General features: G+C 61.3%; 17 protein-coding genes and 2 tRNA genes (1 of these 19 cut by a window edge). 5 read left to right on the top strand and 14 right to left on the bottom strand.

What is annotated here, in order from left to right; genetic code table 11:
* Window positions 1-51: 51 nt before the first annotated feature.
* The 3 genes from HMPREF2826_RS09645 to HMPREF2826_RS03925 are packed head-to-tail and all read left to right on the top strand — an operon-like array spanning window position 52 to window position 2,226.
* The gene (locus HMPREF2826_RS09645; protein WP_246824683.1) at window positions 52-606 is read left to right on the top strand and encodes a hypothetical protein; all 555 of its coding nucleotides are present in this window, start codon (window positions 52-54) and stop codon (window positions 604-606) included.
* Window positions 491-1,663: a relaxase/mobilization nuclease domain-containing protein gene (locus HMPREF2826_RS03930; RefSeq protein WP_371440584.1), complete on the top strand. Its 1,173-nt coding sequence runs from the start codon at window positions 491-493 to the stop codon at window positions 1,661-1,663. The genes HMPREF2826_RS09645 and HMPREF2826_RS03930 overlap by 116 nt, the downstream gene beginning before the upstream one ends.
* Window positions 1,664-1,692: 29 nt before the next feature.
* Window positions 1,693-2,226: a hypothetical protein gene (locus tag HMPREF2826_RS03925; protein WP_070639387.1), complete on the top strand. Its 534-nt coding sequence runs from the start codon at window positions 1,693-1,695 to the stop codon at window positions 2,224-2,226.
* Here HMPREF2826_RS03925 and HMPREF2826_RS03920 read toward each other — a convergent pair.
* Together HMPREF2826_RS03920 and HMPREF2826_RS03915 are read right to left on the bottom strand one after the other, a co-directional pair.
* Window positions 2,223-3,383: a hypothetical protein gene (locus tag HMPREF2826_RS03920; protein WP_148138327.1), complete on the bottom strand. Its 1,161-nt coding sequence runs from the start codon at window positions 3,381-3,383 to the stop codon at window positions 2,223-2,225. The two genes, HMPREF2826_RS03925 and HMPREF2826_RS03920, sit on opposite strands and share 4 nt — an antisense overlap.
* A 196-nt stretch (window positions 3,384-3,579) precedes the next feature.
* Window positions 3,580-5,346 carry a VaFE repeat-containing surface-anchored protein gene (locus HMPREF2826_RS03915; RefSeq protein ID WP_070639383.1) on the bottom strand — a complete coding sequence of 589 codons (1,767 nt, stop codon included), beginning with the start codon at window positions 5,344-5,346 and terminating at the stop codon, window positions 3,580-3,582.
* Between the two features lie 124 nt (window positions 5,347-5,470).
* Here HMPREF2826_RS03915 and HMPREF2826_RS03910 point away from each other — a divergent pair, with 124 nt between their 5' ends.
* Window positions 5,471-6,268: a helix-turn-helix domain-containing protein gene (locus HMPREF2826_RS03910; RefSeq protein ID WP_070639381.1), complete on the top strand. Its 798-nt coding sequence runs from the start codon at window positions 5,471-5,473 to the stop codon at window positions 6,266-6,268.
* Between the two features lie 151 nt (window positions 6,269-6,419).
* Here HMPREF2826_RS03910 and HMPREF2826_RS03905 read toward each other — a convergent pair whose 3' ends face one another.
* From HMPREF2826_RS03905 to HMPREF2826_RS03860, 11 genes are all read right to left on the bottom strand, one after another.
* On the bottom strand, window positions 6,420-7,667 hold the full coding sequence (locus HMPREF2826_RS03905) for a phosphopentomutase (RefSeq protein WP_246824682.1): 1,248 nt from the start codon (window positions 7,665-7,667) through the stop codon (window positions 6,420-6,422).
* A gap of 53 nt (window positions 7,668-7,720) precedes the next feature.
* Window positions 7,721-8,884, bottom strand: a complete 1,164-nt coding sequence (locus HMPREF2826_RS03900) for an alanine racemase (protein WP_070639377.1) — start codon at window positions 8,882-8,884, stop codon at window positions 7,721-7,723.
* 18 nt (window positions 8,885-8,902) lie between these two features.
* Window positions 8,903-10,009 carry an aminotransferase class V-fold PLP-dependent enzyme gene (locus HMPREF2826_RS03895; RefSeq protein ID WP_070639375.1) on the bottom strand — a complete coding sequence of 369 codons (1,107 nt, stop codon included), beginning with the start codon at window positions 10,007-10,009 and terminating at the stop codon, window positions 8,903-8,905.
* A gap of 25 nt (window positions 10,010-10,034) precedes the next feature.
* The gene (locus HMPREF2826_RS03890) at window positions 10,035-10,385 is read right to left on the bottom strand and encodes a DUF2620 family protein (protein WP_210388965.1); all 351 of its coding nucleotides are present in this window, start codon (window positions 10,383-10,385) and stop codon (window positions 10,035-10,037) included.
* A gap of 77 nt (window positions 10,386-10,462) precedes the next feature.
* Window positions 10,463-11,752, bottom strand: coding sequence for a YhfT family protein (locus HMPREF2826_RS03885; RefSeq protein WP_070639373.1), 1,290 nt, complete (start codon window positions 11,750-11,752; stop codon window positions 10,463-10,465).
* 14 nt (window positions 11,753-11,766) lie between these two features.
* On the bottom strand, window positions 11,767-12,219 hold the full coding sequence (locus HMPREF2826_RS03880; protein ID WP_148138326.1) for a PRD domain-containing protein: 453 nt from the start codon (window positions 12,217-12,219) through the stop codon (window positions 11,767-11,769).
* Window positions 12,220-12,278: 59 nt separating this feature from the next.
* Window positions 12,279-13,193, bottom strand: a complete 915-nt coding sequence (gene yhfZ, locus HMPREF2826_RS03875; protein WP_148138325.1) for a GntR family transcriptional regulator YhfZ — start codon at window positions 13,191-13,193, stop codon at window positions 12,279-12,281.
* Between the two features lie 439 nt (window positions 13,194-13,632).
* Window positions 13,633-13,709 (bottom strand) — tRNA-Asp (locus tag HMPREF2826_RS03870).
* A gap of 74 nt (window positions 13,710-13,783) precedes the next feature.
* Window positions 13,784-14,449 carry a hypothetical protein gene (locus HMPREF2826_RS09575; RefSeq protein ID WP_210388964.1) on the bottom strand — a complete coding sequence of 222 codons (666 nt, stop codon included), beginning with the start codon at window positions 14,447-14,449 and terminating at the stop codon, window positions 13,784-13,786.
* Entirely contained in the window at window positions 14,398-14,904 is a 507-nt protein-coding gene (locus HMPREF2826_RS09570; RefSeq protein ID WP_210388963.1) for a hypothetical protein, read from the bottom strand. Before HMPREF2826_RS09570 ends, HMPREF2826_RS09575 begins: the two co-directional genes overlap by 52 nt.
* Complete coding sequence (locus HMPREF2826_RS03860) at window positions 14,880-15,116, bottom strand: excisionase family DNA-binding protein (protein ID WP_070639368.1); 237 nt, start codon at window positions 15,114-15,116, stop codon at window positions 14,880-14,882. Before HMPREF2826_RS03860 ends, HMPREF2826_RS09570 begins: the two co-directional genes overlap by 25 nt.
* A gap of 93 nt (window positions 15,117-15,209) precedes the next feature.
* Here HMPREF2826_RS03860 and HMPREF2826_RS09565 point away from each other — a divergent pair.
* Window positions 15,210-15,619 (top strand): hypothetical protein (locus HMPREF2826_RS09565; RefSeq protein WP_210388962.1); only part of this gene is annotated, 410 nt, incomplete at its 3' end.
* Window positions 15,586-15,619, bottom strand: a tRNA-Met gene (locus HMPREF2826_RS09560); it runs 165 nt beyond the window's last position. The two genes, HMPREF2826_RS09565 and HMPREF2826_RS09560, sit on opposite strands and share 34 nt — an antisense overlap.

Raw genomic sequence — 15,619 nt, 5'->3', positions numbered from 1 at the left:
CCTGCCAAGCTCGCGCAGCACTGTTGCCGCGCTCAGAGCGAAGGGGAAGCCATGGGCGAACCCAAGACCAGGCAGTTCCACGCGAGGGTCTCGGAATCGGACTACGAGCGGACCGTCAACCTCGCAAAGTCACTCGGCATATCCCAGGCGGAACTGGTCCGCCTCCTCATGCAACTGCCGATTGAAGATATCGGGCAGGAAAACGTAAACAAGTTCGTGGTGCTCGACCTGGCCACGGCCGACAGGATGTACCGCGAGATGCGGCACTGGGGCTACCAGCGCAACCAGGGCATGCACGCCCTCAACAGCATCGCCTACTACCTGCGGCTGAACAAGCTGGACGCGCCCGACGTGATGGACGGCTACGTCCTCGTGAGTGAGCGCTTCGACGCAATCGAGCGGACCGCCAAAGAGATCGCGCTTAAGATAGATGCCCTCGCTCAGGCCCGCTTCCTGTTCAGGCAGGCGCGCCATGCCGATCGTCAAACCGATATCCGGACACACCTCCTGCAAGGGCATCTACCGCTACCTCACCAAGGACGGACGCGCACTCGCCTCCGACTACCTGAACCTCGACATCCCCGAGCACGAGGGCACCGCCTTTGACTGGGCGGCCGCCATGGACGACACGCGCACGCGCTGGCGAAACGACACGCCCTGGGGAGACAGGCCCTGCCGCACCTACAAGCACTACGTACTCTCGCCGGACCCGAAGGACCACGTGAACCTGGACGCGCTCCGAGAGCTCACCATCGCTTGGGCGCGCGAGCACTTCGGCGACTTCGAGGTGGCCATCGTCTACCACGACGACAATGCTGGCCATATACCTCATGCCCACGTGGTCGTGAACAACACCAACATCGTCATGGGGCGCCGGCTTCAGGATCACGACCCCAAGAAGCTCAAGCACTCGCTTCAGCCCATGGCTAAGGAGCGCGGACTCTCGGACTTCGACAGCGTCGAGGAAAGGGCGTCCGTGCGCGGGCGCATGCGGCCCCGCACGCTGCAGGCAGAGCACGTGCGCCGTGCGGAGCGAGAAATCGCCGAGAAGGGCGGCTACTCCTGGGTGGCGGACATCCGCGCCCGCATCCGCGTAGCGCGCTCCGTCACGAGGAGCGAGGACGAGTTCAGGGAACTCCTCAAGAGCCTAGGCGTAGAGGTCGAGGACAATTCCGCCAAGGCAAGACGCCATGACTGGGTCTTCTCGTTTTCCGGGCACCCCACCTGGCGCGTCTCGGGCGAAAGCCTGGGTCTCGGCTACGGTCGAGAGTCACTCATGCGCGGATTCTCGCTGGGGGCGGCGGGGCATCTCGCGGATGCAGGCGAGCGCAGGGCTGCAGAGCTCGCGCGTTCCGCCGTTGAGCTTGGCGACCTCTCGGAGCTCGAAAGGCTCTCCGAGGCGCTCGCGTGGCTCAAGGACAACCGCATCCACACGACAGCGGACCTCGCCACCAAGGGCGCAGGCAACCCCGATATGGCCGCCTACGTGCAAAGCCTCGGCATTCTCAAGGAGGGCGGCACAGGGCGACGCTATGCGTCGAGACCGTCGAAGCCCTTCTCCCGCGCCCAAGGCGCAAGCGCGCAACGTGGCAACGCCCCAGAACACGCAAGCGAACACCAGCGCGCACGCCAGCGTGATGACGGAAGGGAAAGCCAGCGATGATCGTGAAGACCTACTACTAGGACGGGCGCATGGATGCGTTCGACACCGCCAACCTCACCGACGCGAGCATGTACCGCGGGAACGTCGCTACAAACTGGTCGCTCGACCTATCCGGAGCCATGCGCGATGGCGGCATGCTGCTCCTCTCCATGCGTTGGTACCCCGCGCCGGGCCAGGACGCACCCGCCGGGCCGGAGGGCCTCCCCATAGCCCGCAGGCTCGACGGGCTCTGCGTCGTTATGGCGGACAGCGAGGACGTGCCGCAGCTGTCCATGGTGACGGTGGACGGCGAGTTCGCGCTCCTGCGCGTGGGGGACGGCCTCGTGGACTGCAACCGCTTCTCATGGGCGTCGCGCATCGCCGACGGCCTGCCCGTTCAGGCGGTCTCGGCACATCGCGTTCTTAGCATGCTTGTTGGCGATAATGCAGACGGCACCGATGTGGAAGCGGAGGTCTGCCGCCTGATGGGCTTCGACCCCGCAACGTACGCGCTTGTGGAGGAGCTGGTAGAGGTGAACGCGGAAGAAGCTCTGAGAATGAGACCTCAGAGCGTTTCTAACTAGTCGTTATGCGGGTTTTCATCCTTGCCTTCGGAATTCTCATCCTCTGGTTTTTCACTACTATCGACCTTTGGAGGATTGCCACTGATTTCCGTCTGCGTGTCTTCCGAAGAAGAAGCATCTCCAATGTCAGCGGGGTCTATCGCGTCTTCCGGAATAGTAATGTTGCCATGTAGGCTGTCAAAATTGATGCCTGAAGCAATACCGGTTGATATTGGTGTTTTATACAAAGTTTTATATAAATTACTGTATTGATGAGCTATGCCTGAAAAGCTCGTACTATAGGCCTGCTGTAGTGTTTGAAGCGAGCGGGTTATCCCACCTAAATCTATCTGAGCCATAATCTTTGAAATCGACTCAGCAAGTCCAGATACAACTTCGCTAAAACTCGTAAAGTCAACGTGAGCGCTGCGAATATAGATTACCCTGCCCATCTCCTTGTTTGCCTTCTCTACAAGCGTTCGAGCACGTTTGTAATCTTTGTACGACATCCGATGTACATGCATCACATCGTTGCGGAAGACTCTGATGATTTCGTGCTCTTCTGTAACGGTAGATAGCCGGTCGTTATTGAAATATTGAGACCAAAGGGTGTCTTCCTCCATCTGACCAATGGTCTTGGCAAGATCCCTTTTTTCAAAACGTCGGGAGTTCTTATCATTGACCACGCTTTTGACTTTGTTGTTGAACTCCAGGTCAGTGAAAACGATCTCGAACAACTCACCTAGGTTCTTTTTCTCAAGCTCCCCAATTAGCTTGTCATCTAATGAACCCTTTTCATTGCATATGCTGACGATGAGCAGTTCTCTAAATCTACGTTCAAAAGTCGCAATCAGCTCAAAGAGAACGCGATCGAATTTCTCTGACGGTCCGTCTTCCAGCATAAGAGCGGAATCGCTGTGCTCTTTAAGCACGTCATCTCTTATCCCAGATAAGACTTTTGCAGCGTCTATGCTGTCCGAATTGACTGAGATAGTGACAACATACATGTCCTCTTGGTTGGAGAATTGCTCGATGATTTTCTCTATCGGCTTATTGAGCGAGGTATCAGACTCATCGGGGCTAGGCATTACATCGAATGCCTTCTGCGTTTCTTCTCCTTTGATAAGAAACTTCACACATATCTTATGTGTATTCCGACTCGACTTGCTCCGTGCCATGGTTCCTCGTTCGTCATATAAGTCAGCAGCTGCTCCTGATAGCAGCTGTCACCTGTTTCCAATGCATATTTTAGAGAAACTCATGTTCTCTATCGATGCGAACTCGGGCGCACAGAAGCGCCCTCCCGTCAGTATCCACGGAAGGGCACTTTTTGATCGATCCCGTTCCTCCGCCCGCGACGCTGCGCCGGACGCCCTACAACAGGCGTAGGCGGCGAGCGTCACGAAGCCGGAGAGGAAGCCGGCTATGCAGGCGACGATGCCATCCATCCTCTCCCTCGTCCTCCTCGCGGCGCGGGCCGATGCTGCGCGCGATGCCGATGACGGTGGCGGCGCAACCCGCCGCAACCAGGGCGCAGATGCCCACTATCGGCAGCTCGTCTCCCGTCTGGGGAAGCTTGCCGCCGGGCGTCGGTGCCTCGGGGGTATCGGGGGTATCGGGAGTTCCGGGTGGCACGAGCTCCACGGTCTGCCCCTCGTCGTTCACGTCGGCATGGGACGCAACCTCCTGGCCGTCCAGGACGAGAGACTCGAAGGTCACGACCGTGTGCCCTGAGAGCTCCGCGCCGTCGAAGGTGAAGGCGACCTCCTGCGTGTCGTCCGCCGCGTCGGGCACGAAGGCCACGGTGGAGGTGACGGCCTTGCCGTCCGAGCGGACGGGCTCGCCGGTCTCCTTGTCCACGAGGGTTCCCGTGAGCGTGTACTCCTTGCCGGGCGTGAGCCCCGTGCAGGAGACGGTGTCCACGATGGTCACCGAGTCGTCGGCCACGGCCTCGTGGTCGCCGTCGTCCGCGTCGGTCGCCTCGGTGCACACGCCGGGCGCGGGAGGCGTCTCTGAGGGCGGTGCGTCGTTCGTGAGCGTGCCCAGGTCCACGGTCACGCCATCGCGGTAGACCGAGACGTCGAAGGCCGGGATGAGCGCGCGGTCGGCGTTGGCCTCTGAGGGCTGCTCCTCAACCGTGTAGGTGCCGTAGGGCAGCGCGCCCTTGGCGTCGTCGGGGTCGGAGCCTCCGAACCACACGCCGGATTCCGCCGTGCCGCCGTTGGTGTCCGTGGTGTGGGCGTTCCAGCTGGCAGCCGTGGAGGCCTGGCCGTTGCCGTCCGTCACGATGACATGGGACTCGCCCGTGGTCTTGCTGGTGATCTTGAAGGGCACGCCCGCGAGTCGCTGCTGGGTGCCGTCTGCCACCTTCACGAACGCGAGGTCGCCGCGCACCACCTGCTCGGTGAACTCGCCCTCGGGCGTGAGCTCGAAGACGGCAAAGTCGTGCCCGACATCCTCGGCAGTGACCGTGAAGACGTGCTCCTCCGCGTCGGGGAGGTAGCCCGTGGGAGGCGTGACCTCACGCACGGAGATGCGGCCCAGCGGGATGCCCTCGAAGGTGACCTCACCGTCCTTTGTGGTACCCCTGGCCGTCTTGGTCTCTCCGTTATGCTCGAACGTCGCCTCGTAGACGGCGCCGTCGAGCAATGCCGCGCCCTGGGGCGTCGCCTCGCCGGTCTCGGCGTCGGTCTTCTTGAGGCGGAAGGTGACGGTCACGGGAACGTCTGACGCATCCACCACGGCGTCGTGGCCGGAGACGGTTACCTCGTACTCCACGCTTGAGAGGACGTAGCCTGCGGGAGCCTCGATCTCGCGCACGGTGTAGATGCCGTCGGGCACGCGGACGTCGGTGCTGCCGCGCCCGTCCTCGCCGATCGTGATGCGCGCCACAAGATCGTCTCCCTGGTAGACACCGTAGACGGCGCCCTCGAGGCTGTAGTTCCCGTCGCCCCCGGTGACGAACTCGTCCGCGGAGGCCTTGGCGAGCCTGATGCGCCCGCCGCCGCTCGCGGTGAGCATGGACTGCACGGCGGGCTTGCCGGCCACGGTGCACACGATGCCGCGCCCGTCGATGGTAGCGTCGCCTCCCTGGTAGGCCGCTGCCTCGTCCGCGAGCCGCCGCGCACTTGGATTGCCCAATCCGTACGCGTTAATTGTGCGAGTAGGGGAGGTTGGGGCTCAATTGGCTAGAACTCCTCTTCTCTTATTTAAAACTTTGGTGCTACGATTGGTTCCATACAAGGTACTAGAAGGGAAGCCGCACATGGCCATCGAGGCATGGGAGTGGGAAGCTATCAACCGCATCACCACCTTAATCTACACGTCGAGCACCTATCCCGACCTACTCGAGATCACACGCGAGCTGCGCAGGCTCGTCCCGTACTCGCACTCCATAGCATGCCTTGTGAGCAACCGCGACGAGCGCGTGGGGTTCTTCCACTACTCGAGCGATGACATTCCCGCCGAGCAGCTGCGCGCCTACCAGGAGAAGTACGTCTACTACGACTTCATCCTGTGGTATTGCGCCGCACCTGAACCGCATGTGTTCCGCGAATCCGATATCATTGCCGAAAAGTACATGCTCGACTCGGTCTTCTTCAAGGAGTGGTTCGCGCCGCTGGGCATCCGCTACGGGGCGGGCATCGATATCGCGGGCGGCGGGCACGCCTACGGCAACATCTGCCTGTACCGCTCCGAGGCGGAAGGCGACTTCACCGAGCACGACATGCTCATCCTCAGCACCGTCAACCAGCACCTCTGCATCTACTTCTGCAACCGCTATCCCAACGGGCTCAGGGAAGAGGGCAGTTTCGCCCAGGAGAACCTCCTCGCAGGCGTCTACCACCTCACGCCGCGCGAGATGGAGCTAGCGCGGCTCGTGCACACGGGAGTATCTCGGCGTGCGTTAGCCGAGGCCGCATACCTCTCGGAGAGTACCGTCAAGAAGCACCTCAACAGCATCTACCGCAAGACGGGGACGGCGGGCTACGACGAGCTGATCAGGCTCGTCTCACCCGAGGTGATGCTGCCGATGTCGATGCCGTGGCGTGGCGTGGATTGACTACGCCGCATGCAAGCAGTCTATGCCCGGCTTCACGAGCGGTATCGATGAGATCGGGTCCTTGTTGCCCTCCGTCGCCGCCTGCACGGTGCACTCGAGCTTATGGGCATCGGAGCTCGAGACGGGGTGCCTCTCGAGCGGCTTGCCTGCCCTACCCCTTGACCTGCAACCAAAAGCTCGTGCCATTCTGCGGCGCGCGCACGCCGAAGTAATCGGCGACCGAGGCCCCAATATCAGAGAGCGTCGCCCGCTCCCCTATGAACCCGGATGGCGCTCCCTCATGCGCCACGAGCAATGGCACGTGCTCACGCGTATGGTGCGGGTGACCGATCGTGGGGTCGTTGCCGTGATCGGCCATGACCACGAGTACGTCGGCAGGCCGCATGGCCGAGCGGATGCGCCCGATAAGCTCATCGGCCGCGCATAGGCGGTCGGCATAGCGCGCCACATCCTCACCGTGCCCCGCAAGGTCGGTCTCTTGGACGTTCGCGCAGATAAATCCTTCGGTGGGGCCTGCCACCAGCTCCAACGTGCGCTCGAGGACCTCGCGGGTGTCCACGATCGACTCCGACTCGCCGAAGCGGTTCGCGCACACATCGGCAACCTTGCCGAGAAGGTGGACATCGTTTCCAGCCTCGCCCAGGATATAGGGCACCTGGACCTTCTCATCGACGCCATAGCCCATATGAATGCAGTGGTAGTCGTTGTCGTACACGCCCGAGGCAGGTGCATCCACACCAATGAAGCCGTCGTGCTCCCTCACAGCGGCGAGAAGGTCGGCGAGGTGAACGCCGCGCCCGCCGAAGGTGATCACACGCGGTGTCTTGGCAATCTCGCGTACGATCCGACCGATCTTGAGCTCCTCCTCGAAGTCGAGGTCGTCGATCGCAGCAGTCACGTTGAAAGCCTGCCCGGGATCGCACTCCACGTTGTCGGCTACGGTGCAGGCCCCGTCAACTATGAGAAAGCGCAGCCCCGAGGAGGACGGGGAGTAGAAGCTCACCTCGTGGCCGGCCATCGTGAGCGCATGGGCGATCTCGTCGAGTGCGCCCTGTATGGGCTCGGCAAGCGGCACGGGTGGCTTGGTGCCCATGATCTCCTGGTGCCCGTAGAAGGTATCGGCCCCTTGATGGGCAAGCGCACCCCTCCCCCATGTCGCGCTGGGCGAGAAGGGCAGCCCTGCGAACTCCTTGCCGCAGGCGTTGGCCAACCCCATGCTCGCAAGCACAGGCAGCTCAAGGCCCGGCGTGCTCTCGAATATATGGACGCAGGTATTGGCACCAAGATCGGCCGGGCGGACGCGGGGTACGTCAGCCATTTGGCCCACGCCGAAGCCATCGAGCACGATTACTATAAAGCGCCCGGTCTCGGATCTGCTCGTCAGATTATTATTAGCCAAATCTAACTCCTTCTCCATCCAAGGACGACTAGGCGGCCCGCACCAAAAACGCGCTACCTCAGCCGATGGCCTTGGACATCAAAGATTCCCTCGAGCGCAGGCGCGCCGGAAGAGAGGCCGCTCACCACCGCCACCTCGCTGCGCGTCACGAACATCTGCGTACGGAAGCACATGAGCACCGGATCGCCCACGGGTGCTGGTTCCGAGAGCTCAAAATGGTAGTCAATGCATTCGGCCGGAGGCACACCCACCCCCATGCGGCGCGCGGCAGCGAGGTTCGTGCCCACGAGGGCGTTTGCGGCATGCCCCCGCCGGTAATGGCCGCCTGCATAGCAATACGAGCGACCGCCCAGATTATGGCTCACCTCGCTCACGTAGGCGTAGGCAACACGCTCGGGGACGTCGATGCCTGCAGCGGCATGCCATGGGGTCGTGCCCGTGAGGCCGTGACCGGGCTCCATGTGCGTGCCGCCGAGGGCGGCGACCACGCCCACAGCTTCGACGCAGCTAACCGACGGCATGTTGATTTGCAGATCGCAGTAGCCGCGCTCCCCAAGCAAGGTTGCGGCCTCGAGCACGGTCTGCACATTGGGCGTAGGCTCGATTTTGCCCGACGCCTCGGAATAGAGCAGGCACGGAAACGAGCATACTCCCGCCACACGCACGCCCTCGATCTTCTCGAGCGCGCAGAGGGCGGCGTCCAACCCGTCAAGCTCAAAGCCGCCATATTGGCCCTGGTAGAGCATGTCGTGCGGTCCCAGTACACGCAACATGATGGGCTGCACGAAGCCTTGATGCTCGGCCTCGGCCCCAATCTGGGCGGCCTTCTCGACCGAATAGACGGTCATTATCTGGGGCCGTGCTGCAACGATCCGGGCCATCGCTGCCCGCGGGACCTGCACGAGATGTCCCACGTTGCCCAAGGGGAGGTGCGCCTCGATCATGGCGAGCGTCTCGCGGAAGTCAACGCACACGGCACCGTCGTAACCCAGCTCGGCAAGACGCCTGCCCACGAGGGGGTTTCTCCCCAACTGCTTGAGCATGTAGTAGAGCCTTATGCCCCGGGAGTCGGCGGTGGCCTTGATGGCCTCAGCGTTCTGCGTGAGGGCGTCGAGGTCGATCAGATAGGTGTCGGGCAGGAGTGCGCCATCTCGCTGCCACGAGAGCGCGAGCTCCGCCAACGGGCGGTTTGTCTTGAGCAGCCTATCCAATAACATCTTCTCGCCCCCTAACCGCTAGCTACCTGAATATACCTCGCCGATAAGCTCGCGCAAGATGCGTATCACCGTATCCGGCCCGGAGCGCATGACGTTGATCCGGATCATGCGCCGCTGCCAAGTCGGATCCTTGGCACGGAACGTCGCACTGATACGGTAGAACATGGGCACAAACTCATAACGGCTCTCGCAGCCCACCGGATGCGGCGCGGCCCCATGGGCAGGCGCAAGCTCGAGCAAGCGCCCCGCTATGTCGTCATCGAACTCAACGAGCACGGCTTTGCTCTCGGCGTTCGCCACATAGGCGGCGCGCACGTGCTCAAGCTCGCCCGCATTCAGACGATCGGCAACCTCGTGGCAGACAGCCCCTGTTATGCTGAGCGCAACCGGCGCGTAGATCAGCCCACGCAGGGCCGCCATGGCCTCATGCCCTTGAACTTGGCTACCGCCCGAATACTGCATCTTGCGAATCTGGCCCACAAGAGCGCGCCTGCCCACGGCCACGCCCACGCCTTCGGGTCCTAGGAGCTTGAAGCATGAGAACGTTGAGAGGTCCGCGCCGAGCTCGCAGCCTATGGGCGTCTTGGTGGCGGCATAATTGTCATCGGTGACGATGGGCACATCGCCCAATGCATCGCGAAGCGTCTCAACCACGTGGCGCAGCTCGTAGGAATCATCGGGCGTTTGACGAGAGTGCTGGATAAGCGCGGCTTTGATCTCGCTTTTATGAGCGGCGCAGGCTGCGGCTATACTCGCGTCATCGTTGAAGTCGGCCTCGACGATGCGCACGCCCATAGTGTCAAGCGAGACTTTGGTCGTGGGATAAATGGGGGCATCATGCACGAGCACCGTCTCGCCGGGCCTCAAGGCAGCGACAATCGCCCACCGCAGGGCACCTGTCCCCGCCCCGCGCACGAGCACAGCGTCCTCGGCGTCGAAGACATCTGCAAAAACCCTCTCCACGCGAATCGTTTGGAGCGGGCGATTGGTACCCGCATGAACGCCCAGGTCGCCGAGGTCGAGCGTATCCTGCCCGGCGAAATGGCGCGTAGCGGCATCCACGACCTTGAACTGCAGATCGCGAGCCTCTTCGAATCTGCGCGAGTAAAGTGGATAGGTTTTCATATCGCCCCCTAGCCTTAGCGCAAACTCATTTGCGTCCAGCCATTTCACCCACGAGCAGCGGGACGACCTGGCTCGTCAGCTGCGGCGTGAAACCAAAAGCCTTCACTCCCGCATCGAGCGCAGCCTTTATGGTCGCTTCGTCCGCCTCCGTGAGCGCCCTACACTTGCCATAGCCCAGAAGGGCGATCGCCATGGCCAGCGCGCCTCCGCCTCCCGTAAGACAAGCGCCCAGGTAATAGTCGGCACGACCGGATTGGATGTCCATGGTCGCCTGCATATCGTCCAATATCTCCACCTCTACCCCGGGAAGGTTGAGCGAGCGAATGCACTGCTCGATTTCTTGCTTCCCGAGCTGCCCGCCGATCACGATTCTCATGATTACTCCCTTCGGGGCCTGCCGCCAGTGGTGTGCGCCAACCGTAGGGGTCGGTCGGCGCACGAGGCGCAAAACGGCTAAGCCACAGTGTACAGGCCAATCGCAGCAAAGACGTTCACAAGGATGCCCACGGCTATGATCGCGATCGGGCCCACCGCCATGCGCGTGATCGGCTTCTTGAAATACTCGTTCATGACGAAGAGGCCGCTCACGGTCAAAAAGCCAAAGCCCGGAGCCATGCCCTCGGCCGCAGCCATGGAGCCGACGAGGATGGCGACCTCGAGCAGCTTCGTCATGGCAACGCGGATATTGTCGGCGGAGTTCCTGATCGCCGGGGCCTTATCGAACACCTTGGCCACGAGCGAGAGCGAGAGAGCCTCGGCCGACATGACAACGGCGCCGAGCAGCCCTGCGACGACCGCGTTAGGGGCGAGAATGCCCACGACAGCCGTGAACCCAAAGCCATCGGTCACGAATGTGCCGGTAGCAAGCGAGGTCAAGCCCTTGAGGGGGATGAAGGAGATGGCGCGCGCCGTCGCAATGCTCGCTGCCGCAGACACGTTGCCATCAATAAGCGAGGTCAGCGACTGCGGGCCTTCCATGAGAAGGTGAATGTTGCAGGCCACGCCATAGATCGCACCCATGACGGCGATCCATATGATGTTCTTCCGGATGTTCTTGACGCGATCGGCGAAAACGTCGGCCATGTTGACCTGCGCCTCAGGAGCCTTGGCGCTGAAAGCGAAGATTATGACGAGTAGGAGCCCGGCGAGAAGGGCTATGCCGTCGGCGATATCGCTCAAGCCGGCCGCAACAAGGACCTGCCGCACGACCACCGTGAACACGAGGCTCGCCAGGCCACGCCGCCAACCGTAATCCATGGTTATGACCACGCAGGGAAACGCGATGAAGGCCGAGATAACCGGACCAGAGATGTTCTGCCACGCATCGAAGATGTTAACAGGTAGGCTTTGCATGAGGTCGACGAGACCTTGAAGGCCGGCAAGAAGGGCGACGCCGTAAAGACCACCGACCGCGAACGACCCGACCGCTCCGAGCAAGCTCTCTTTGTCTTTCCACCACTCATCGGCATTCTTAGCCGGGAAAATCGCGCCGATGATATCGGTGCCGAGCCACAACGAATGGACAAGGATAATCGGTGACATTATCGAATATGGAATGCCAAAGCCAATCACCAAGCCAAAACTCAGCGCGAAGGTCGTGGTGAAGAACTCGGCCCTTGACATGCGACCCTCGCGATACTCGGGCACGACAGGCCTCACGGCATCGTTGAAGACCGATATGCCGCGGTTAGCCAACAGGGCACCCATGGCACCTGCTAGGAAGATGACCAGGTATCTTTCCATTTCTCCTCATTTCCTCATTTCCTCAATGCGCCCGGCGCGCGGCACAACCCCGCCGCCATGTCTGCGCAATACGCACCTTCTTCTTGCTCCCCCTTCTCTCCGTCTGCCCGAAGCGCGATGAGCAGAGCGCTGACATGTACGAGCACATAATCCATTTCGGTATCCGGAAGCTTCATCTTGACCGCAGAGAGGACCCTCTCTGCAATGAGGGCCGCGTCCGCCGACACAGGGCTCGCAAGCACGTCTGCAAGGATCGAGGGGTCCAAGGGAGCAACGCGCTCGCCTCCTGCGATGCGCTTGAGCGCTGCAGCCAGATGGGTCGCGAGGGACGCCACGCGGGCATCGTCTCGGCTAATCCCGCATTCCTCGGTGATGACGAGCATCGCCGCCTCAAGACCGCTCCGCCCCGCGGCGTCGAAAAAGCCCGCCCGTTGAAGGGCGTCTAGCCGCGCGTCCAACGAATCCATCTCGCCTCTCTCGCATCCCGCCCGCTGCCGACCCGCAGGTTGCATCAACATCCCTGGTGCTAATAACGCGCCGGCAACTCGTTTTCCATAACCTTCCGCTGAATGGAGCGCACTTGCTCGCACGTTGCAAGCCTGCGAATCAGACGCCCCATAAGGGCGTCATCCTTACGAACGACCACGATCGCATGGGTGTTGCCATCCTGCGCAGCCATGCCCTCGAGCCGGCTCGTTGCCACGCTCGCAGCGCGCACATGTAGGTCATCCTCGTTCCAGATACCCGCGTCGAGGGCCCCGGTCTTGAGCATGTCCACTATGTGGGTATACTGGACGTCCACAAGCTCCACATCCTTGTCGGCGAAATAGCGTGCAGTGAGGGTACTCTGGTCAACCGAAGAGCGGTCGACCCCCACGCGCGCACCCGACCAATCGCTGCGCTTGGGGTCGCGCGTGAGAAGCACGTGGCGACCAACATAGCTCAAGGGGCCGCAGTCGAGCGCCTCGACAAGGGGGTAGCCACGCCCCAAATAATCGTCGAGCGCCAAACGGCTCATGACGCAATAGTCGGTCGAGCCATCGAGCAGCGTTTGGACGCGGGCCTCAGAGCCGCGCTGGAAGGTGATGTAAGCACGTATGTCGCCTGTGTTGAGAAGAGTGAAGAGCGCGGTCGCAAGCCCCTCGTAGCGCAAGGTGTAGGGCAGCGGCATAGCTCCCGTTATGTGGTCGACGCCGCACGCGGCGGCAAGCGCAAGGTAGTCTATGCCGGTGAGCAGCGTCCCATTCTGCCCGTGCGCCTCGAGAGCCACCGCCCCGCCCTCTTTGAGGTTCACAAGCGCTTTCTGTATGTTGCCGCGCGAGGCCCCGCAGCTCCGCTCAAGCTCGGAAACCGTGGGGATACGTTCGCCAAGGGGTATGGAACAGAGCTCGCGCGCCACGCTGCAGGTGGCGAGGCCTTCTTTGTTGAACAACTCCGGCATGTACACCCCCAAGATTGACAACGAGTAAAATACATCATTTTGTATATTCAAGTTCTATATAAAATAGTGGCTCATCCCGTGGAGAATTCAAAGCTCTGTTCGTTTAAGCCCCTGCAAGCGGTTTATTTTGGGCCGCCAACGGAGATCTGTGCAGAAGATCTCGGCACTCGAAGCGTGACGGGGGCAGCGTCGCGTTTGCAATCTGCATCGAGTTTGCAATCTGGGGCCGATAATCGCAAACTCAATGCAGATCCCCGGGAGCCCATCTGGGCTTTTCCGCAAAAGGCCCCATTGAGTTTGTACAGAACTGCAAACTCAACTGCAAACTCAATGGGAGGCCACCGCCTCAACGGGGCAGGATCCCCCGAACCGCGTGCATGGCCTATCCTGCTGCCGCACCTGTGAAAAGCGCCTCCCGGATGGGAGGCGCGAAGTATTCTGGCGGGATGTAAGGGACTTGAACCCTCGACCTCCGACGTGACAGGCCGGCGCTCTAACCAGCTGAGCTAACACCCCGAAACAAGTGCATAGGTTACTTCAGCGAAAAAGAACCCGCCTGTAAAGGGCAAATCGGATCGTCGCTGCATTTTCTACAGCGCGATACGCGTGGTCGATCCTGCCGCATCAACCACAACGAGTTCGGAGCCATCCAGGTATGCGTCGTCAATCTCAGCATCGCCGTGCACGGGTGCGCCGTCCACCATGATCGGACCAGCTTGCGACTCGCCATCCACCACGTAGGAGATCACATCCCAGCCATCATCCAGGTTCTCGGGAACCAAGATGATGCCGTTGTAGAGAAGCAGGCCCGTGGGAACGCCGCTCAGCTTGAAGAGCGTGCGCTGATTGCCCGCCTTATCGGTGGCGACCACCGCAGCCGATCCCTCGATGTTGACCATCGAGAAGGTCTCATCCAGGTAGTCGATGCTGCCGGAATCGACCGCCCCCGTCTGCATATCAACGCTCACCGCAGCTGTTTGCTGCTGCTCGGGCTGCGCGGCATCGGAGCCCTCTCCCACGCTCGTAGGCGGCTGGCCGATAAGGGCCTTGAAAAGCAGGAAGCCCCCTGCGATGACCAGAAGGGCGGCAAGGGCTACACCGACCATCACCGCGCGCGGGTCGTCGCCGTGCTCCTCTGCCCAGGCGCGCCTCGAAGCCGAAAGCGCGTCCTTGATCTCTTGCGGCATGACCTTCACCACGTCCCTCACGCGCTTGCCGTCAGCGTCGGTGACGGGACGGCCCTCCGGGTCGAGCACCGACCTCCTGAGCCACACCTCGCGGTCCGCCAGAAGCGGGATGTCGCGCCACTCAGGCCCCTTGAAGCGCGACACGTCCACGAAGAGCGGCTGAACTCGTAGCGCACGACATGGCCGTAGTTCGAGCGGTCCGGATGGCGGTAGCCCTCGGCGTTGGTCCTGATCACGGGGGCGATGATTCCCTTGTCGCGCAACTCGGTCATACCGCGCGCCACCTGGTACTTCGTGAGTCCCGTGCGCGCGCAGACCTCGTTGCTCGACATGACGCCTATCCTGCCGTCGGAAAAGATGGCATGACAGAGCGCCGCCATGACCGCCCAGCCGTTCCTGCCGACCTGCCGCTTTACGAGGACGCCCACGAGGGCGTCGGGCAGGATCGTGAAGCTCTGCTTGGCGTACAGGGCGAAGGTGCTTTCCTTCCTCGCCCCACCTAGCCCTCTTCTACCGACTTGCATATCACGGCCTGGTCCGCGAATTGCCGCTTTACGAACTCATCGCAGGCGCCGCTGCTCGTGCGCCACGCCTTACGGATCCTGAACGCGCGCAGCTCGCCGCTGTTGACCAGCCTGAGCACCGTGGAAAGCGAGGCGTTCAGGTACTCCGCCGCCTGAGCCAGGGTGAAGATCTCTCCCTCTGGGCTTGTCCTTGCTTCGCTCTTTTCCTCCATGGGAATCCTCCCGTCTCTGTTGCTTCTGATTCGTCTCTAGCGGGCACGCTATGTCAGAAGGCAGGCGATGGGCGGGAATCGCTGCAAATTAGAGTGAAAGCGCTTCGATATGATGCGATGGGGAATTTTGCGACACCTGTTGAAAACTCGGGTGGTTTTGGGGCTTCTCGGGCCATTTCTTTTTATAAAAATTCAAAGATAAGTTCAGAACGGTTGCGCCAGAGCGCAAATTCGACCCTCGTTGCTTGCACCAGGGCGCAAAAGAGGTTTCTTTCTGCCGCAACCATATTTGCGCCAGGGCGCATGTTAATAACTACTGCTTGCGCCACACCGCAACCAGAGGCCCGTTTTCGCGGCGTTTTTGGCTACCCGCGAAAAATTTTTGGCGGTAAAATGTCGGTCGGGTTGGCGGTCAGATGTTGGTCAAAAGAAAACCCTGACCTGCTTTCGCAGGCCAGGGTTGCAGTTATGGTCGCGGGGGCAGGATTTGAACCTACGACCTC

Source organism: Olsenella sp. HMSC062G07 (genome assembly GCF_001811895.1).
Taxonomy (GTDB): Bacteria; Actinomycetota; Coriobacteriia; order Coriobacteriales; family Atopobiaceae; genus Olsenella_F; species Olsenella_F massiliensis.
Note: the sequence above shows the minus strand (reverse complement) of the source record. Positions and strands in the feature narration are given on the sequence as shown.

Bases quoted from the DNA above. Each gene is read 5' to 3' on its own strand.
- HMPREF2826_RS03860 (WP_070639368.1), bottom strand. From the start codon at position 15,116: ATGGAGGAAAAGAGCGAAGCAAGGACAAGCCCAGAGGGAGAGATCTTC.
- HMPREF2826_RS03880 (WP_148138326.1), bottom strand. From the start codon at position 12,219: ATGGATTCGTTGGACGCGCGGCTAGACGCCCTTCAACGGGCGGGCTTT.
- HMPREF2826_RS03885 (WP_070639373.1), bottom strand. From the start codon at position 11,752: ATGGAAAGATACCTGGTCATCTTCCTAGCAGGTGCCATGGGTGCCCTG.
- HMPREF2826_RS03895 (WP_070639375.1), bottom strand. From the start codon at position 10,009: ATGAAAACCTATCCACTTTACTCGCGCAGATTCGAAGAGGCTCGCGAT.
- HMPREF2826_RS09570 (WP_210388963.1), bottom strand. From the start codon at position 14,904: ATGCAAGTCGGTAGAAGAGGGCTAGGTGGGGCGAGGAAGGAAAGCACC.
- yhfZ (WP_148138325.1), bottom strand. From the start codon at position 13,193: ATGCCGGAGTTGTTCAACAAAGAAGGCCTCGCCACCTGCAGCGTGGCG.
- HMPREF2826_RS03900 (WP_070639377.1), bottom strand. From the start codon at position 8,884: ATGTTATTGGATAGGCTGCTCAAGACAAACCGCCCGTTGGCGGAGCTC.
- HMPREF2826_RS03920 (WP_148138327.1), bottom strand. From the start codon at position 3,383: ATGGCACGGAGCAAGTCGAGTCGGAATACACATAAGATATGTGTGAAG.
- HMPREF2826_RS09645 (WP_246824683.1), top strand. From the start codon at position 52: ATGGGCGAACCCAAGACCAGGCAGTTCCACGCGAGGGTCTCGGAATCG.
- HMPREF2826_RS03910 (WP_070639381.1), top strand. From the start codon at position 5,471: ATGGCCATCGAGGCATGGGAGTGGGAAGCTATCAACCGCATCACCACC.
- HMPREF2826_RS03925 (WP_070639387.1), top strand. From the start codon at position 1,693: ATGGATGCGTTCGACACCGCCAACCTCACCGACGCGAGCATGTACCGC.
- HMPREF2826_RS03890 (WP_210388965.1), bottom strand. From the start codon at position 10,385: ATGAGAATCGTGATCGGCGGGCAGCTCGGGAAGCAAGAAATCGAGCAG.